Origin of the sequence: Microbacterium sp. CFBP 8794 (genome assembly GCF_014841235.1) — a bacterium.
In the GTDB taxonomy this organism is placed as follows: Bacteria; Actinomycetota; Actinomycetes; order Actinomycetales; family Microbacteriaceae; genus Microbacterium.
This window is the reverse complement of sequence record NZ_JACYTT010000001.1, coordinates 232701-249668: the sequence shown is the minus strand read 5'-3', so window position 1 is coordinate 249668 and position 16968 is coordinate 232701. Positions and strand designations below refer to the sequence as shown.

Here is a 16968-nt window from a genome sequence, read left to right as displayed (position 1 = left end):
CGGGTCTGAGACCGCAACCCCGGAGTTCGTGAGCGGCGCGAGAGAAGGACACCCATGGGCAGGATGCCGAGCTTCGAGCGCTCCGTCGTGATCGACGCCGCGCGCGACGTGTTCTGGCGGCGCGGGTACGCCGAGGCGGGCATCGCCGAGCTCGAGGAGGCGACCGGCCTCACCCGCTCGAGCATCTACCACGCCTTCGGCAGCAAACGCGGTCTGTTCGATGCCGTGCTCGCGGGTTACCTCGACGACGTCGTGCGCACGCGTCTGCGCCCCCTGGGCGGGGGAGACCCCGGTGCCCTCGAGGCGTACGTCGACGAGATGTGCGCGGCGATCGAGGCCGACACCCCGCGCGCTCGACTCGGCTGCCTGCTGCTCAACGCCGGGTCGTCACCGCTCGCCACCGACGACGCCGAGGTGCGCACCCTCGTGTCGGACTACGCGGCCGAGATGCGCACCGCCATCCGCGCGGCGGTCGCCGATCGTCGCCCGGATCTGGCCCCGGATGCCGTGGACGCCCTCGCCGCGGTCTGCGCCTCGCTCGTGGTGGCCGGGCTCACCCTCGCGCGCGCCGACCGTGACGCGTCGCTGGCGACCCTGGCATCCATTCCGACGACCCTGGAGTCGTGGCAACGAAGCGCGTGAGTCGCCGAAGATCGTCGCTCGCGCGACCACCTCAGCGACACAATCCGGCACCTCGCGCGTAAGGAGCGCGACGGGTGCGGCGGGATCAGGCCAGCTTCACGGCCGTGCCGTAGGCGACGACCTCCTGGAAGTTCTGCGCGACCTCGCTCGTGTCGAATCGCATCGCGATGACCGCGTCGGCGCCCAGGGCCTGCGCCTGCTCGACGAGGCGCTGCTTGGCCTCGTCGCGGCTCTGCTGCAGCTGCTTCGTGAGGCCCTCGAGCTCGCCGCCGAAGATCGACTTGAGGCCGGCGCCGAACTGCACGCCGATGTTGCGGGCGCGCACGGTGAGGCCGGTCACCTCGCCGTACACCTCGACGATCTGGCGGCCGGGGACATCGTTCATGGTTGTGACGAGCATGAACCCAGTGTGGCAGCGCGGCGGGCGGGGGCGCCAGTGCGGATCCGCGCCCCGCGGACGGTGAGTCGAGCGGATGCCGAGCGGTGCGGCGGTGAGCGAGAGGGCGGCCGCGATGCGCCCGCTGGCGACGTGGTGTGTATACCCAGGGGGCTCCTGTCGGCTGGCCACCCACCCAAATAGCGCGTAATGTATACACGACGAGGGGGTGCGGTATGCGAGCGGGAGAACGGGCCTACGCGACCCTCCTCGACGAGATCCAGACGGGCGCTCTCGCCCCCGGAACCGTCCTCGGCGAGGTGGAGCAGTCCACCCGCCTCGGTGTCAGTCGCACCCCCCTGCGCGAGGCGTTGCGTCGGCTGGCATCCGATGGTCTCGTCGCCCAGGCCTCGCCGCGCGTCACCGTCGTGGCCGGGATCGACGCCGACGACATCCGGGCTCTGTTCGAACTCCGCCGCGCCCTCGAGACCCAGGCGGCGCGCAGCGCCACGGTTCGGGGCGACGGTCGCCTCTTCACGGCGCTCGCGGGCGAGTTCGCCGCCGTCGACACCGCCGATGCCGACGCGTACTACTCCCTCATCGCGCGCTTCGACGTCCGGATCGACGATGCCGTCGCCAACCCCTACCTCTCGGCGGCCCTCCGCAGCGTCCGCACCCACCTCGTGCGCGTGCGGCGCATGGCACGCGACAACCCCCTCCGCCTCTCGGCCTCCGCCGGGGAGCATGAACTGATCGCGCGAGCGATCGGCGCCGGCGATCCCGAACTCGCCGCCCACGCCACCCACGTGCACCTGCACAACGCCCTCACCACCATCCTCGAAGCCCTCACGGAGGACCCCTCATGACGATCACCCACCACGTGCGCGTACACCGCAGCGACGAGAACCTCGCTCGCGAGGGACAGCTCGCCTGGGCGCTCGCCCGGGTCGCCACCGACGCCGTCGCGGTCGACGACGACGTGATCGACATGATCGTGAACCGCCTCATCGACAACGCCGCCGTCGCCGCCGCGTCGATCACGCGGCAGCCGGTCAGCGCCGCGCGCCAGCAGGCACTCGATCACGCCGTGTCGATCGGCGGGTCCGGCGCCACGGTGTTCGGCTGCGCGCTCGAACGCCGCTCCAGCCCCGAGTGGGCCGCGTGGGCGAACGGGGTGGCCGTGCGCGAGCTCGACTACCACGACACCTTCCTCGCCGCCGACTACTCGCACCCGGGCGACAACATCCCGCCCGTGCTCGCCGTCGCGCAGCACACCGGACGTGACGGCGCCGCCGTGGTGCGCGCCCTGGCCACGGCGTACGAGATCCAGATCGACCTCGTGCGCGCGATCTCGCTGCACAAGCACAAGATCGACCACGTCGCCCACCTCGGACCCGCCGCGGCCGCCGGTATCGGCACCCTGCTCGACCTGGATCAGGAGACGATCTACCAGGCCATCGGTCAGGCCCTGCACACCACCACCGCCACGCGCCAGTCGCGCAAGGGCGAGATCTCGACCTGGAAGGCGCACGCCCCCGCCTTCGCGGGGAAGATGGCGATCGAGGCCGTCGACCGCGCGATGCGCGGCGAGACCAGCCCCTCGCCCATCTACGAGGGCGAGGACGGCGTCATCGCGTGGATGCTCGACGGCCCCCAGGCCTCGTACGACGTGCCGCTGCCCGGCGAGGGCGAGAGCAAGCGCGGCATCCTCGACTCGTACACGAAGGAGCACTCGGCCGAGTACCAGGCGCAGGCCTGGATCGACCTGGCCCGCCGCCTGGGCACGGAGCGTCCCGACCTGCGCGACCCCGCGAACGTGGCATCCATCGTGCTGCACACCAGCCACCACACGCACTACGTGATCGGCTCGGGGGCGAACGACCCGCAGAAGTACGACCCGACCGCGTCGCGCGAGACGCTCGACCACTCGATCCCCTACATCTTCGCCGTCGCCCTGCAGGACGGCGCGTGGCACCACGTCGACTCGTACGCGCCGGAGCGCGCGGGCCGGGACGACACGGTGGCCCTCTGGCACAAGGTCACCACCGCCGAGGACGCCGAATGGACGCGCCGCTACCACTCGGAGGATCCCAACGAGAAGGCGTTCGGCGGCCGCGTGGTCATCACGCTGACTGACGGTTCGACGGTGCAGGACGAGATCGCCGTCGCCGACGCCCACCCGCTCGGTGCCCGTCCGTTCGCGCGTGAGGACTACATCCGCAAGTTCCGCACGCTCGCCGAACCGGTGCTGCAGCCGGAGGAGATCGAGCGCTTCCTCGAGCTCGTGCAGCGTCTGCCCGAACTGACTCCGGCCGAGGTCATGCAGCTCACGATCGTGGCGAAGCCCGGCGTGCTGGCCCTGGCCCCCGCCCCGAAGGGGCTGTTCTGATGCGCGGCGGCGGATGCGCGCCCGAGAAGCCCGAGCCGCCGGTGCGCGAGCTCCACACCCCCGAGGGAGCCCGCTGATGCTGTACGCCCAGACCACCCCGCAGCAGAAGCGTCGCGCGCTGCGCGAGAAGCTGGCATCCGGAGAACTCGTGCGGATGCCGGGAGCCTTCAACCCGCTGTCGGCTCGGCTCATCGAGCGCGAGGGCTTCGACGGCGTCTACATCTCCGGGGCCGTCATCTCGGCCGACCTGGGCCTGCCCGACATCGGCCTGACGACCCTCGCCGAGGTCGCCGGACGCGGGCAGCAGATCGCGCGCATGACGGAGCTGCCGGCGATCATCGACGCCGACACCGGGTTCGGTGAGCCGATGAACGTCGCCCGCACGATCCAGACGCTCGAAGACGCGGGGCTCGCCGGCACGCACATCGAGGACCAGGTGAATCCGAAGCGCTGCGGGCACCTCGACGGGAAGAGCGTCGTGGATGCCGACACCGCGATCAAGCGCATCCGCGCGGCGGTCGATGCCCGGCGCGACCCCGACTTCCTCATCATGGCGCGCACCGACGTGCGGGCCGTCGAGGGGCTGGATGCCGCGATCGACCGCGCGAAGGCCCTGGTCGACGCAGGCGCCGACGCGATCTTCCCCGAGGCGATGCGCGATCTCGGCGAGTTCGAGGCGATGCGCACCGCGCTGGACGTGCCGATCCTGGCCAACATGACCGAGTTCGGCAAGAGCGAGCTGTTCTCCACCGCCCAGCTGCAGGACGCCGGGGTGAACCTGGTCATCTGGCCGGTGTCGCTGTTGCGCCTCGCGATGGGCGCCGCCGGTCGGGGCCTGGATGCCCTGGCATCCGAGGGGCACCTGCGCGAGCAGCTCGGCGAGATGCAGCACCGCGCCGACCTGTACGACCTCATCGACTACGAGGGCTACACGCGCTTCGACGCCGACGTGTTCGACTTCACCGTCGAGCGCTGAGGCGGCGGGGCCTCCGGTCGCAGCGGCCCGGCGAACCGTGTCCCGATTTGTGCAGACAGCGTCCCGATTTCGGCTGTCTGGGGCGGCTCCAGACAGCCAGAATCGGGACATGGCTCGCCTCGCCGGCCACCCTGGCAGCCGAAAGGGGGACGAAGTTCCCCGCACCGTGCCCGCAGAATCCGGCAGCATGGACACCGAGCACGACTCGAGGGAGAGACGATGACCGACATCAAGAAGGGCCTCGCCGGCGTCACGGTCGACGAGACCGCCATCAGCAAGGTCAACCCCGACACCAACAGCCTGCTGTACCGCGGGTACCCCGTGCAGGAGCTCGCCGCGACGCAGCCGTTCGAGGCGGTGGCGTACCTGCTGTGGAACGGTGAGCTTCCGGATGCCGCGCAGCTCGCCGCCCTGCGCCGGACCGAGCGTCAGCACCGGGCGCTGCCCGACGACGTCCGCGCCGCGATCGACCTGCTGCCCACCTCGGCGCACCCGATGGATGAGGTGCGGACGGCCGTGAGCGTGATCGGCGCGCGCGAGACCGCGGGCATCGCGAACGTGATGGATGCCGTGGGCACCCCCGAAGAGAACCTCGAACGCAGCATCCGCCTGTGGGCGCAGCTGCCCGCCGTGGTCGCGTACGGTCAGCGCCGCCGGCGGGGCGAGGAGCTCATCGAGCCCCGCGACGACCTGGACTACTCGGCCAACTTCCTGTGGATGACGTTCGGCGAGGAGTCCGACCCCGTCGTCGTCGACGCCTTCAATCGCTCGATGATCCTGTACGCCGAGCACTCCTTCAACGCCTCCACGTTCACCGCGCGCGTGATCGCGTCGACGCTCAGCGACCTGTACTCCGCCGTCGTCGGGGCGATCGGCGCGCTCAAGGGGCCGCTGCACGGCGGCGCCAACGAGGCCGTGCTGCACGTGTTCGACGAGATCGGTTCTGCCGAGAACGTCGGCCCCTGGCTCGACACCGCCCTGGGCGAGAAGCGCAAGATCATGGGCTTCGGTCACCGCGTGTACAAGCGCGGCGACTCGCGTGTGCCCACGATGAAGGCCGCGCTGGACACCCTCGTCGCCCACTACGACCGCCCCGACGTCGCCGCGCTGTACGACGCGCTCGAGAGCCAGTTCGTGGAGCGGAAGGGCATCTACCCCAACCTCGACTACCCCTCGGGTCCGGCGTATGCGCTGTTGGGCTTCGACACGCTCACCTTCACGCCCCTGTTCGTGGCCGCGCGCATCACCGGCTGGACGGCGCACATCCGCGAGCAGCAGGCGTCGAACGCCCTCATCCGGCCCCTGTCGGAGTACGTCGGCCCCGATGAGCGGCACATCGCGGGGTACGTCCCCGACGAGGCCGTGATCGACGCCCAGGAGCGCCCCGAAGAGGCGGCGGGCTGATGACCGCACCGCGCATCGTCGTCGTGTCGGGGGCGCGCACGCCCATCGGCTCCTTCGGCGGGGCGCTGTCGGGCGTCGATGCCTTCGAGCTCGGCGCCGTGGCCGTGACCGAGGCGCTCCGGCGAGCGGGCGTCGACAAGGATGCCGTCGACGAGGTCGTGATGGGCTGCATCGCCCAGAACGGCCCCGACGCCTACAACGCTCGCCGCGTGGCCCTCGCGGCGGGGCTGCCGACCCGCGTGCCCGCGTTCACGGTGAACCGCCTCTGCGGTTCGGGCCTGCAGGCGATCTGGTCGGCGGCGCAGGAACTGCGCTGGGGTGGCATCGACGTCGCGGTGGCCGGCGGCGACGAGAGCATGTCGCGCACCCCCTTCCTCGAGTACGGGGCCCGCGGCAACGCCCGCCTCGGCGACCGCACACTGCTCGACGGCACGCTCGCGATCCTCACCGACCCCTTCAGCGGCCGGCACATGGGAACGACGGCCGAGGTCGTGGCATCCCGGTACTCCGTCTCGCGCGAGGAGCAGGACGCCTTCGCGGTCGAGAGCCAGCGCAGGGCGGCGACGGATGCCGCGCGCGCGGCCTTCGCCGAGGAGATCGTGCCCGTGACCACCGGCGGTAAGCGGCCGGTCGAGGTCTCGGTCGACGAGCATCCGCGACCCGGCACCACGAGGGAGGCGCTCGCGGGGCTCCGCCCGGCATTCGAGAAGGACGGGTCGGTGACGGCGGGCAACTCGTCGGGCATCAACGACGGCGCCGCTGCGACCGTGCTCATGCGCGAGGACGACGTGCGCGAGCGCGGCCTGACGGGACTGGCGACCCTGGAGGCCGTGACGACCGCGGGCGTCGACCCCGAGATCATGGGCTACGCCCCCGTGCTCGCGCTGCAACGGCTGTGGGAGCAGACCGGGCTCACCCCCGCCGACGTCGACGTGATCGAGCTGAACGAGGCCTTCGCCGCTCAAGCGGTCGCCGTGATCCGCGACGCCGGACTCGACCCCGAGAAGGTGAACCCCTACGGAGGCGCGATCGCCCTGGGCCACCCGGTGGGCGCGACGGGCGCCATCTTGACCGTGCGGGCGGCCCTCGACCTGCAGCGCCGCGACCTCGAGTACGCGGTCGTGACGATGTGCATCGGCGGCGGCCAGGCGCTGGCGGCGCTGCTGCGGCGGTACTGACGCCCCGGCGTGCACAACGGCGGGGCCGGCTGGCGGCGCGCCGTCGTGGGGGTGGGCTGATCGGCGTGTCGGCTGTGTCGTCCGCGGTTGTGCGCGCTCCGGCGGCGCCTCGGGGCCGCGATACTGGGGCGCATGAGCGTTCACCTTCTCGGCGGCGGGCGCGACGTCGCGCGCTGCGGCGCGCTGTTGCGTCCCTTCGTCGTCGAGGCGCGGGCGCGGGCCGACGACCGCCCTCCCGTGATCGCCGTGCTGCTCGTACTCGAGGCCGACGATGACTCCTCGGTCGCTCGCTTCGCAGCGGTGCTCGAGGCGGCGGGGGCGGCGGCCGCCGAGCTGCGCGTCGCGGCGATCGTCGAGGGTGGGACCTTCGACGCCGAGGTGTCGAGGGCCGATGCGGTGTTCGTGGGCGGGGGCCTCACGCCCGCGTACCTCGACGCTCTCGCGCCGATCCTGGTTGCCGTGGCGGGCAGCGTGCGCGACGGCATGCCCTACGCCGGGTTCTCGGCGGGCGCGGCGATCGCGGCGGGACAGGCGCTCGCCGGCGGCTACCGGCTGGGCGGAATCGAGGTGGCATCCGAAGATGCGGGTGAAGAGCTCGACGAACTCGAGATCCGCGACGGTCTCGGCCTGGTGTCGTTCGCCGTCGACGTGCACGCGGCGCAGTGGGGAACCCTGTCGCGTCTCGTGGCCGCGGTCGATGCGGAACTCGTGACGGAGGGCGTGGCGATCGACGAGCACACGGCGCTCATCGTGGATGCCGAAGGCGCGAGCACCGTGTCGGGTTCGGGGCACGTCTGGCACGTCACCGCGGCGTCCCCCGGCGTTCGCGTCGCCCTGCGTTCTGCCTGATGCTCGTCGGCCTGTCGACGGCCGGCTCGTGGGATCCCCGCGTCGACAAGCCCTGACCAGAACGGCCCCCACCCGTGAGGGTGAGGGCCGTTCCGACGTCCGTGCGTCAGACGGTGCGCCGCCGCAGGGCGAAGGCCAGGCCACCGGCCACCACGAGGAATCCGCCGGCGAGGGCGAGTCCCCACGGTGCCTGTGCGCCGGTGTTCGCGAGGTCGCTGCCGGGGCGGTCGCCCGACGGCTGGCCCGGCGCGGGCTGACCGGGTGCCGGCTGGCCGGGCGCGGGAGTCGGCTCGGTGCCGGGCTGGCCGGGGTCACCGCCGCCCGGGTTCTCGGCCGAGGCCACGATCGCGCGACCGAGCGGCGCGGGGTCGACTACCGGCGTCGCGGCGAAGTACGCGAGCGTCGCGTCGAGGTCGATCTGACCGGTGTCGGTGCGGTCGGTGCCGGCCGCGAAGGTCGGGAAGCCGTCGCCGCCGTTCGCGAGGAACGAGTTCGTCACCACGGTGAACGTGTCACCGTCGGCGATCGCCGTGCCTTCGTACGCCATCGAGACGACCGAGCCCACGCGGGGGTTCGCGGCATCCTGCGTGTACTCGTAGGTGAAGCCGTCGGACACGCCCAGGTGCAGCTTGGGGCGGTCGCCCTCGGCCTTCCACTGCTCGTTGAGGACGTCGCGGATCTGCGCACCCGTCAGCGTCACCGTCACGAGCGTGTTGGCGAAGGGCTGGACCAGTGCCGCTTCCTTGTAGGTGACCACGCCGTCGTCGCCCTCGAGCAGGTCGGCGCGGAGGCCGCCCGGGTTCATCAGGGCGATCTGCGCCTTCGTGCCGGCGAAGGCGGGGTTCTGCGACGTCGCCCAGAGGTACACGTCGGCGACGGAGTTGCCCATCGACGACTCCACGCCTCGGTCGCTGCCCGACGGGATGCCGCCGCGCAGGATGTCGCCGCTGATCTCGCCGACGGGCTTCGCGCCGATGACGTCGGCCTGCGCGACGTACTCGGCCACGCGCGCCTCGATCGCGGCATCCGGGGCGAACGCGCCCTCGAGGGGGAAGGTCGTGCCGGTGACGGATGCCAGCGAGCCGGTGCGCGTGTCCCAGCTCAGCGAGAGCTGACCCATCGCCTTGCCGTACTCCGACGCCTGGATCACCGGACGCGTGCGGTCGGTTCCGGCCACGGGCAGGTCGCAGGCGTACGTCTGGTGCGTGTGCGCCGAGACGATCGCGTCGATCTCGGGCGAGGCGTTCACGGCCAGGTTGCCGAAGCCGGCCTGGTCGGCCGCGATGGCGGCGCAGTCGTCCGACACCGCGGCGCCCGAGTGGGTGAGCAGCACGATGACGTCGGCGGAGCCCGCGGCCGTGATCTCGTCGGCGACGCGGTCGGCGGCCTCGAGCTGGTCGCCGAACTCCAGGTCGGCGACGCCGGCCGGGTCGACCATGGTGGCGGTGTCGGGGGTGACGGTGCCGATGAAGGCCACGCGCACCCCGTCGACGACCTTGATCGCGTACTCGTCGAGCACGGGCTCTTTCGTGCCCTTCTTGTAGACGTTCGCGCCGAGCCCGAACTCGCCGCCGCCGTACTCGGGCAGCACCCGGTCGGTCAGGTCGGCGAAGCCGCGGTCGAACTCGTGGTTGCCGACGGCCGAGACGTCGAGGCCGGAGGCGACGAGGGTGTCGATCGTGGGGGAGTCGTCCTGGATGAGCGAGGTGAACGTCGAGGCTCCGATGTTGTCACCGGCCGAGACGAACACGGTGTTCGGGTTGGCGGCCTCGGCGGCCTTCACCGCTCCGGCGATGACCGCGGCGCCGGCCTCGCCCTGGGACCCTGCCTCCAGACGACCGTGGAAGTCGTTGATCGTGAGGATGTCGATGTTCTTCACGTTCGGGTTCTCGACCGCGAACAGCGTCGTCGTCCCCGACACCTCGTTGCCGACGGCGACGAGGGGACGACCGGTGGGCGAGGCGTCGGCGGGGATGAAGTCGATGCCCTCGGGGCCGAGGTCGCCGGCGTTCGAGAGCAGCGCGCGGTCGGCGGTCTCGTCTCCGGTCAGCTGGTCTTCGACCGACACCGAGAAGTCGCGGTTGTCGACGTATCCGGCGTAGCTCGCGGCGGCGGGGTCGGTGATGTCGTAGGTCATCACGCCGCCCACGCGCTCGAGACCGATGAAGGCGTAGGTGCGTCCGTCGACCTGCCCGATGGCGAGGTTCTCGGGCTCGGGGCCCTTGTCGTCGCTGCGGCCCTCGAGGTTCGACTCGGAGTGGTTCGAGTTGAAGAACTCCGGGTTGGCGTCGTGCGTGATCCGCTCGAAGTCGGAGCCCGAGTCGAACACCTGGGTGCCCTCGGTGGTCCACACCGAGAAGCCGCGGCCGCCGAACGTGTACAGCTCGGAGTAGCAGGTGCCGTCGGCGTTCAGCCCCATGTCGGTGGCGACGTTGAGGCGGCCCAGGTCGGCGTCGCCGAGCGAGCCGGCGAGCGGGCTGTCGGCGCAGACGGGGGCGAGGCCGTCGTCGCCGAGGTCCTTCACCCGGGCGGTGTCGTTGTACGCGCCCCACTCGCGGCCGTCGCCCTCGTTGGCGGTGACGAGGAAGGTCTCACCGTTCGCCTCGTAGGCCTGGATGCCGTCGGGCATGTACATGCCGAACAGGCCGGGGTAGGTCTTCTGCGTGTAGGTCGGCGCGTCCTCGGGGTCGCGGTCGCTCGCGTCGAGGGTCTCGACGCCGTAGTCCTTGAACCCGAGGGGGCGGATGCCGGTGACCGAGGCCGACGCCAGGTCGACGGTCGCGACGGCGTTGGCCTCCTGCAGGGCGACGTAGGCGGTGCCGCCGGCGAGGGCGACGTACTCGGGCTCGAGGTTGCGGCTGACGCGGTTCGCGTCGAGCGGGGTGTCGCCCTGGTCGGGGGCGGCGACGTCGGGGCCGAAGACGCGGACGGCGGGGTCGAGGGTCATCGACCCGCCCTGCTCGAAGGCTCCGAACCCGGCCGTGCGCACGGCATCCTGGCTCGGGGCCGCCTTCTCGGCGGGCAGGGTGACGATACCGACAGACCCCTCGGGGTCGACCGTGAAGTCGTCGGCGGGCTCGCCCTCGTTGGCGACGACGGCGACCGTGCCGTCGGCCGAGAGGGTGACCATGTCGGGGAGGGCTCCGACGGTGACCTCGCCGAGCACGGTGGGCTCGGCGGCGTCGGCGTCGAAGAACACCAGGCGACCCGGGGCCGTCTTGTCGACGTTCTCGAGGGCGACCACGCCGAGTCCGTCGGCGCGCACGGCGAGCGAGTTGGCGACGCCGGTCCCGGTGATCGAGTACAGCTTGGCGGGAGCGGTCGGGGTGCTGCTGTCGAGCACGTCGACGGCCCCGGCCTGGGCGTTGACGACGAACAGGCGGTTCCTGTACGCGTGCACGATCTCGGCGGCCGACTGGTCGAACACCCCGGTCTCGTAGGTGCCGATCGGGCGCAGGCTCACCGCGCTGTCGGCGGGGGAGTCGCGCACCGGATCGGCGACGATGGCGGCGGACGCCGCGGTGACGCTCGACAGGGCGAGCGCGCACACGGCCGCCGCGGTCGCGGTCAGCGCGACGGTACGGCGAAGGAAGGGCGAAGGCATGGCTGTGTCCTCGGGGCAGGGGTGGCGTGCGGTGGGGCGGCACGGGCACGCCGCGGGGGCGGCGAACGGGGCGAGTCTGCCCGGGGGCGGTGTCCCGCGGGTGAACGCGGGGCGAACGGCGACGCGGCCCTCCCGTCGCGGCCGAGCCGGTCTAGCCTGAGCGCATGACCACGCCGTCCGGTGCCCACCCCGACGAACCGCACCGTCAGGGCCTCGCGCAGCGACTCAACGGCCTGCGCGCCGGGGTGCTCGGGGCCAACGACGGCATCGTGTCGACCGCCGCCGTCGTCGTGGGCGTGGCCGGGGCGACGAGCGAGGTCGCTCCCGTGCTCGTGGCGGGCATGGCGGCGCTGGTCGGTGGGGCGGTGTCCATGGCGCTCGGTGAGTACGTCTCGGTCTCGAGTCAGCGCGACAGCGAGCACGCGCTCATCGAGAAGGAGCGCCGCGAACTGGCGGAGGCCCCGGATGCCGAGTTCACCGAGCTCGTGGGACTGTACGAAGCCCGGGGACTGTCGACCGAGACGGCGACACGGGTGGCGACCGAGCTCACGGCATCCGACGCCCTGAAGGCGCACCTCTCGGTCGAGCTGAACATCGACGCCGACGACGTGGTGAGCCCGTGGACGGCGGCGTTCGCCTCGGCGGTGGCCTTCACGGTCGGGGCGTTGCTGCCGTTGCTCACGATCCTGCTCCTCCCGGTCGAGGTACGCGTGGCGGCGACGTGCGCGGCGGTCCTGCTCGCGCTGGCCGTCACCGGGTACGTCGCCGCCTGGATCGGCGGAGCCCGCCGGGGGCGCGCGGTGGTGCGGATGGTGGTCGGCGGGGCGCTCGCGCTCGGGGCGACGTACGTCGTCGGCTCGCTGTTCGGCGGCCTGGCAGCGTAAGTCGACCCCCCTATCAATTACAAGGACGTCCAGGTAATCTGAGGAAGGCGACGACGCCGTCGCTCCACGAAGGAGAGCCGCATGGACACCACCCCTGCTCCCGCGCTCGCCGCCGCACCCGCGGGCGCGCTGTCGGCAGAAGAGCGCACCGCCATCCTCGACGCCGTCCGCGACTTCGCCGCGACGGAGTTCGCTCCGCACACCCTCGAATGGGATGCCGAGAAGCACTTCCCCCGCGACGTGCTGCGGCGCGCGGGAGAGCTGGGTCTCGGCGGCGTCTACGTCAGCGAAGACGTGGGCGGCGCCGGGCTGTCGCGGGCCGACGCCGTGGCGATCTTCGAGGAGCTCGCGTACGGCGACCCGACGGTGACGGCCTACATCACGATCCACAACATGGTCGCGTGGATGATCGACGCCTACGGCGACGAGGCGCAGCGAGCGCGGTGGCTCCCCGGCCTCGTCGCCATGGACGACCTGGGTGCGTACTGCCTCACCGAGCCGGGTGCCGGCTCCGACGCCGCGGCGATCACCACCTCGGCCATCCGTCACGGCGACACGTACGTGCTCACGGGCGTGAAGCAGTTCATCTCGGGTGCCGGCGAGGCCTCGGTCTACGTCGTCATGGCTCGCACGGGCGAGCCGGGGGCGCGCGGGATCAGCGCGTTCCTCGTGCCCGCCGACGCCGAGGGACTGTCGTTCGGCGCGAACGAGAAGAAGATGGGCTGGAACGCCCAGCCCACCCGTCCCGTGATCCTCGACGAGGTGCGCGTGCCGGCCGAGAACCTGCTCGGGGGCGAGGGCCGGGGGTTCTCGATCGCCATGACCGCGCTGAACGGCGGGCGACTCAACATCGCGACCTGCTCGATCGGTGGCGCCCGCTGGGCCCTCGACCGCTCCGTCGCGTACGTGCACGAGCGCTTCACGTTCGGCGAGGCGCTCGCCGAGAAGCAGTCGGTGGTGTTCGCCGTCGCCGACATGGCCACCGAGCTCGAGGCCGCGCGGCTGCTCGTGCGCGACGCGGCGCGGGCCCTCGACGCGAAGACCCCCGATGCCGCGACCCGCTGCGCGATGGCGAAGCGCTTCGCGACCGACGTGGGCTTCCGTGTCGCGAACGAGGCCCTGCAACTGCACGGCGGCTACGGCTATCTGCAGGAGTACGGGATCGAGAAGGTCGTGCGCGACCTGCGCGTGCACCAGATCCTCGAGGGCACCAACGAGATCATGCGTCTGATCGTCGGCCGGAGCGTGCTGGCCGCCTGACGCCAGAGGCTCGCCCGATGTCGGGGGAGCGTGCGAGCATGCCGGTGCGGGGTCGTCCGCGCCGACACGACGGGAGTGACATGACGGAGCAGGATGCCGGGTACGAGACGATCCGGGTCGAGCGGCGAGGTCGCGTGGGGTGGATCACGCTCGACCGCCCCGAGGCGCTCAACGCCCTGAACACCCAGACGATGCGCGACGTGGTCGCCGCCGCCGAAACCTTCGACGCCGACACGGGTATCGGCGCGATCGTCGTCACCGGCAGCGAGAAGGCCTTCGCCGCGGGCGCCGACATCAAAGAGATGGAGCAGATGTCGGGACTCGACATGACGCTCACCGACCACTTCGGGGCGTGGAGTCGGTTCGCCGCCGTCCGCACCCCGGTCATCGCCGCGGTGTCGGGGTACGCCCTGGGCGGCGGGTGCGAGCTCGCGCTCATGTGCGACGTGATCCTGGCCTCCGATCGCGCGAGGTTCGGTCAGCCCGAGGTGCAGTTGGGGGTCATTCCGGGCATGGGCGGAACGCAGCGGCTCGTGCGGGCGCTCGGCTACTACAAGGCCGCCGAACTCGTGCTGACGGGCCGCATGATCGACGCCGCCGAGGCCGAACGCGCGGGACTGGTGTCGCGCGTGGTGCCGGCCGCCGACCTGCTCACGGAGGCCGAGGCGGTCGCGACGGCGATCGCCGAGAAGCCGCTGCCCGCCCTGTACGCGGCGAAGGCCGCCCTCGACGTGGCGATGGAGTCGACCCTCGCCGAGGGGCTGCGCTTCGAGGGACGGGCGTTCGCCGCCCTCTTCGACACCGCCGACCAGAAAGAGGGGATGGCGGCGTTCCGCGAGAAGCGGGCTCCGTCGTTCACCCACCGATGAACGGCGTGGCGCGGCGGGATCTCGCGGCGGGCGTCCACCGCGTGCTGCTGCCGCGCGGGACGACCGCGGCACGGGGCCTCGGCGAGATTCAGAGCGGGTCGGGCACGGGCGCGGGGTCGGCGAAGTCGCCGGCACCCTTGCGGAAGCGCGCGATGATCCGCACCAGCGCCGTCGCGTCGTCGTCCTCGAGCCCCAGGTCGGCGAACACCGCGTTCAGCGCGTCGGTCGCCTCGTCGACGCGCCGCCGACCGGCCTCGGTGAGGGACAGCAGCGCGGCCCGGCCGTCGGTCGGGTGCGGTTCGCGGGTCACGTATCCGTCGCGCGCGAGTCGCTCGACCGTGTTCGTCACGCTCGTCGGATGCACCTGCAGACGCGCGATGGCGCTGGCCATCGGCATTCGTCCCTCGCGGGTGAAGGCGAGCAGCCGCAGCAGCTCGAACCGCGAGAACGACAGGTCGAAGGGCTTCAGCGCCCGGTCGATGGATGCCATCAGCAACTGGTGCGCACGGATCACCGAGGTCACGACCGTCATGCCGTCGGCGGCGTCGTCCCACCCGTGCGCCAGCCACTGCCGCTTGGCCTCGGCGATCGGGTCGGCGGGCAGTCGTCGCGTCATCGGTCCTCCTCGCGCTTCACGGTACCCCTCGCGCGCGGCCCGCGCCGGGCGGCGGTGCGCCGCGCGGCGGGTTCTCGTCCCCTCGACGGACGCGAGGGCCGTGCATTCCCCGCCACCACTTTCCGACCGCGGCGAGGCCGCGGCATCCGTCCCCCGACCGAAGGAGCCGCGTCGATGAAGATCGTGGTCGCGATCAAGGAAGTACCCGACACCTGGGGGGAGCGTCGTCTCGACCTCGAAACCGGTCTGACCGACCGGGGAGCGTCGGCGCCGGTGCTCGACGAGATCGGTGAACGCGCCGTCGAGGCCGCCCTCGCTTACGCCGACGCGCACGAGGGAACCGAGGTGGTGGTGCTGACGATGGCGCCCGCCTCGGCGACCGCGACCGTGCGCAAGGCCCTCGCGATGGGGGCGACGTCGGCCGTGCACGTGGTCGACGACACCCTGCGCGGCGCCGACCTGCTGCTGACCGCCGAGGTGCTGGCCGCCGCGATCCGACGCACCGGGTTCGACCTCGTCATCGCGGGCAACCTGTCGACCGACGGCGGCGGAGCGGTCGTTCCCGCGATGATCGCCGAGATACTCGGGGTGCCGCAGCTGACCGCCCTGTCGAGCGTCGACGTATCGGAGGCCGCGGTGGCCGGTGATCGCGTGAGCGACGCGGGGACGATGCGGGTGTCGGCGGCGTTGCCGGCGGTCGTCTCGATCACCGAGGCGCTCCCCGAGGGGCGTTTCACCACGTTCAAGGGCATCATGGCGGCCAAGAAGAAGCCGTACGAGACCCTCGATGCCGAAGCGCTCGGCGTCGAGGCCGAGAACCCCGCCGTGCCGCGCTACATCATGCTCTCGGTCGCCGAACGTCCGCCCCGCACGGCGGGCACGAAGATCGTCGACGAGGGCGATGCGGGCGAGAAGCTCGCCGCGTTCCTCGTGGCCGAGGGCGTGGCGTGATGGGCGCGGCGCTGGTTCTGCTGGAGGTGCTTCCCGGGGGCGCGCTCGCCGCATCGGCGCCGGGGCTGCTGACGGCGGCGGCCGCGGTGGGGGATCCCGTCGCCCTGATCGCCGCCCCCGAGGCGGCGCTCGAGGGCGCCGCCGCCGAGGCGGCCGAGCTCGGGGCCGTGCGCGTGCTCACCGCAGGCACCGACGCCGACGCCCTCACCGTGCCGGTCGTCGATGCGCTGGCGGCGGCGGTGGCGCGCGAAGACGTCGCCCTCGTGCTGGCCTCGAACGCCGTCGAAGCGCGCGATGCCGTCGCGCGACTGGCGGCGCGCATGCGGCTCCCGCTCGCCACCGACATCGTGGGCCTGGGCCGCGACGACCTCGGCGTCGTCGCACGGCACTCGGCCTTCGGCGGCGGTTTCACCGTCGAGGGTGCTCCGACCTTCGGCCCCCTCGTCGCGACGCTGCGCCCCGGCGCCGTCGACGGGCGCCTCGACGCGCAGCCCCTCGTCGTCGACCGGCTCGAGGTGACGGCATCCGGTGCCCCGGCGGCCCGGATCGAGCGCTTCGCCGAGACCGCCGCGCCCTCGTCGCGCCCCGAACTGCGCGGAGCCGCGGCCGTCGTCGCGGGCGGACGCGGGGTGGGCTCGCGTGAGGACTTCGCTCTCGTCGAGCAGCTCGCCGACGCGCTCGGAGCGGCCGTCGGCGCCTCGCGCGCGGCCGTCGACGCGGGATATGTGCCGGCGGCGGCGCAGGTCGGGCAGACGGGGGTGTCGGTGTCACCGCGGCTGTACGTCGCCCTGGGAATCTCGGGCGCGATCCAGCACCGCGCGGGCATGCAGACCGCGCGCACGATCGTCGCGATAGACAAAGATCCCGACGCGCCCATCTTCGCCATCGCCGACTTCGGTATCGTCGGAGATCTGTTCACCGTCGTCCCGCAACTCCTCAGCGCGCTCGCCGCGCGCAAGAAGTAGCCCGC

General features: G+C 72.2%; 15 protein-coding genes. 12 read left to right on the top strand and 3 right to left on the bottom strand.

The genetic code is table 11. The features are described 5' to 3' along the window. The first annotated feature begins 54 nt into the window (after positions 1–54). Positions 55–642, top strand: a complete 588-nt coding sequence (locus IFU19_RS01060; protein ID WP_055832814.1) for a TetR/AcrR family transcriptional regulator — start codon at positions 55–57, stop codon at positions 640–642. An 85-nt stretch (positions 643–727) separates the two neighbouring features. On the opposite strand, the gene IFU19_RS01055 is transcribed toward IFU19_RS01060, so the two are convergent. Next, positions 728–1042 (bottom strand): YbjQ family protein, encoded by a 315-nt coding sequence (locus IFU19_RS01055; RefSeq protein ID WP_055832815.1) that lies wholly within the window; start codon positions 1040–1042, stop codon positions 728–730. 212 nt (positions 1043–1254) lie between these two features. Between IFU19_RS01055 and IFU19_RS01050 the strand changes: the two genes are divergently transcribed. The 6 genes from IFU19_RS01050 to IFU19_RS01025 all read left to right on the top strand — a co-directional run bounded on the left by IFU19_RS01050 (position 1255) and on the right by IFU19_RS01025 (position 7814). Next, positions 1255–1884, top strand: coding sequence for a GntR family transcriptional regulator (locus tag IFU19_RS01050; RefSeq protein WP_192012683.1), 630 nt, complete (start codon positions 1255–1257; stop codon positions 1882–1884). Continuing rightward, on the top strand, positions 1881–3407 hold the full coding sequence (locus IFU19_RS01045) for an MmgE/PrpD family protein (RefSeq protein ID WP_191915439.1): 1527 nt from the start codon (positions 1881–1883) through the stop codon (positions 3405–3407). The genes IFU19_RS01050 and IFU19_RS01045 overlap by 4 nt, the downstream gene beginning before the upstream one ends. A 76-nt stretch (positions 3408–3483) precedes the next feature. Further along, positions 3484–4383 (top strand): methylisocitrate lyase, encoded by a 900-nt coding sequence (prpB, locus tag IFU19_RS01040; RefSeq protein WP_192012682.1) that lies wholly within the window; start codon positions 3484–3486, stop codon positions 4381–4383. Positions 4384–4602: 219 nt separating this feature from the next. Then, positions 4603–5787, top strand: a complete 1185-nt coding sequence (locus tag IFU19_RS01035) for a bifunctional 2-methylcitrate synthase/citrate synthase (protein ID WP_055832819.1) — start codon at positions 4603–4605, stop codon at positions 5785–5787. Then, a complete protein-coding gene (locus IFU19_RS01030) occupies positions 5787–6965 on the top strand; it encodes a thiolase family protein (RefSeq protein WP_192012681.1) in 1179 nt (392 codons plus the stop codon). Before IFU19_RS01035 ends, IFU19_RS01030 begins: the two co-directional genes overlap by 1 nt. A 132-nt stretch (positions 6966–7097) precedes the next feature. Then, positions 7098–7814, top strand: a complete 717-nt coding sequence (locus IFU19_RS01025; protein ID WP_192012680.1) for a Type 1 glutamine amidotransferase-like domain-containing protein — start codon at positions 7098–7100, stop codon at positions 7812–7814. Positions 7815–7920: 106 nt separating this feature from the next. Here IFU19_RS01025 and IFU19_RS01020 read toward each other — a convergent pair whose 3' ends face one another. Next, on the bottom strand, positions 7921–11418 hold the full coding sequence (locus tag IFU19_RS01020) for a choice-of-anchor I family protein (protein WP_192012679.1): 3498 nt from the start codon (positions 11416–11418) through the stop codon (positions 7921–7923). 164 nt (positions 11419–11582) lie between these two features. On the opposite strand from IFU19_RS01020, the gene IFU19_RS01015 reads away from it, so the two are divergent. From IFU19_RS01015 to IFU19_RS01005, 3 genes are all read left to right on the top strand, one after another. Then, positions 11583–12302: a VIT1/CCC1 transporter family protein gene (locus IFU19_RS01015; protein WP_192012678.1), complete on the top strand. Its 720-nt coding sequence runs from the start codon at positions 11583–11585 to the stop codon at positions 12300–12302. Positions 12303–12383: 81 nt separating this feature from the next. After that, a complete protein-coding gene (locus IFU19_RS01010; RefSeq protein WP_191915444.1) occupies positions 12384–13562 on the top strand; it encodes an acyl-CoA dehydrogenase family protein in 1179 nt (392 codons plus the stop codon). Positions 13563–13642: 80 nt separating this feature from the next. Next, complete coding sequence (locus IFU19_RS01005; protein ID WP_055940711.1) at positions 13643–14431, top strand: enoyl-CoA hydratase-related protein; 789 nt, start codon at positions 13643–13645, stop codon at positions 14429–14431. An 88-nt stretch (positions 14432–14519) separates the two neighbouring features. On the opposite strand, the gene IFU19_RS01000 is transcribed toward IFU19_RS01005, so the two are convergent. Then, positions 14520–15047, bottom strand: a complete 528-nt coding sequence (locus tag IFU19_RS01000) for a MarR family winged helix-turn-helix transcriptional regulator (protein ID WP_070409122.1) — start codon at positions 15045–15047, stop codon at positions 14520–14522. A 174-nt stretch (positions 15048–15221) separates the two neighbouring features. Between IFU19_RS01000 and IFU19_RS00995 the strand changes: the two genes are divergently transcribed. Further along, on the top strand, positions 15222–15998 hold the full coding sequence (locus IFU19_RS00995; protein ID WP_192012677.1) for an electron transfer flavoprotein subunit beta/FixA family protein: 777 nt from the start codon (positions 15222–15224) through the stop codon (positions 15996–15998). Beyond that, entirely contained in the window at positions 15998–16963 is a 966-nt protein-coding gene (locus IFU19_RS00990; RefSeq protein ID WP_192012676.1) for an electron transfer flavoprotein subunit alpha/FixB family protein, read from the top strand. Before IFU19_RS00995 ends, IFU19_RS00990 begins: the two co-directional genes overlap by 1 nt. Positions 16964–16968: the final 5 nt, after the last annotated feature.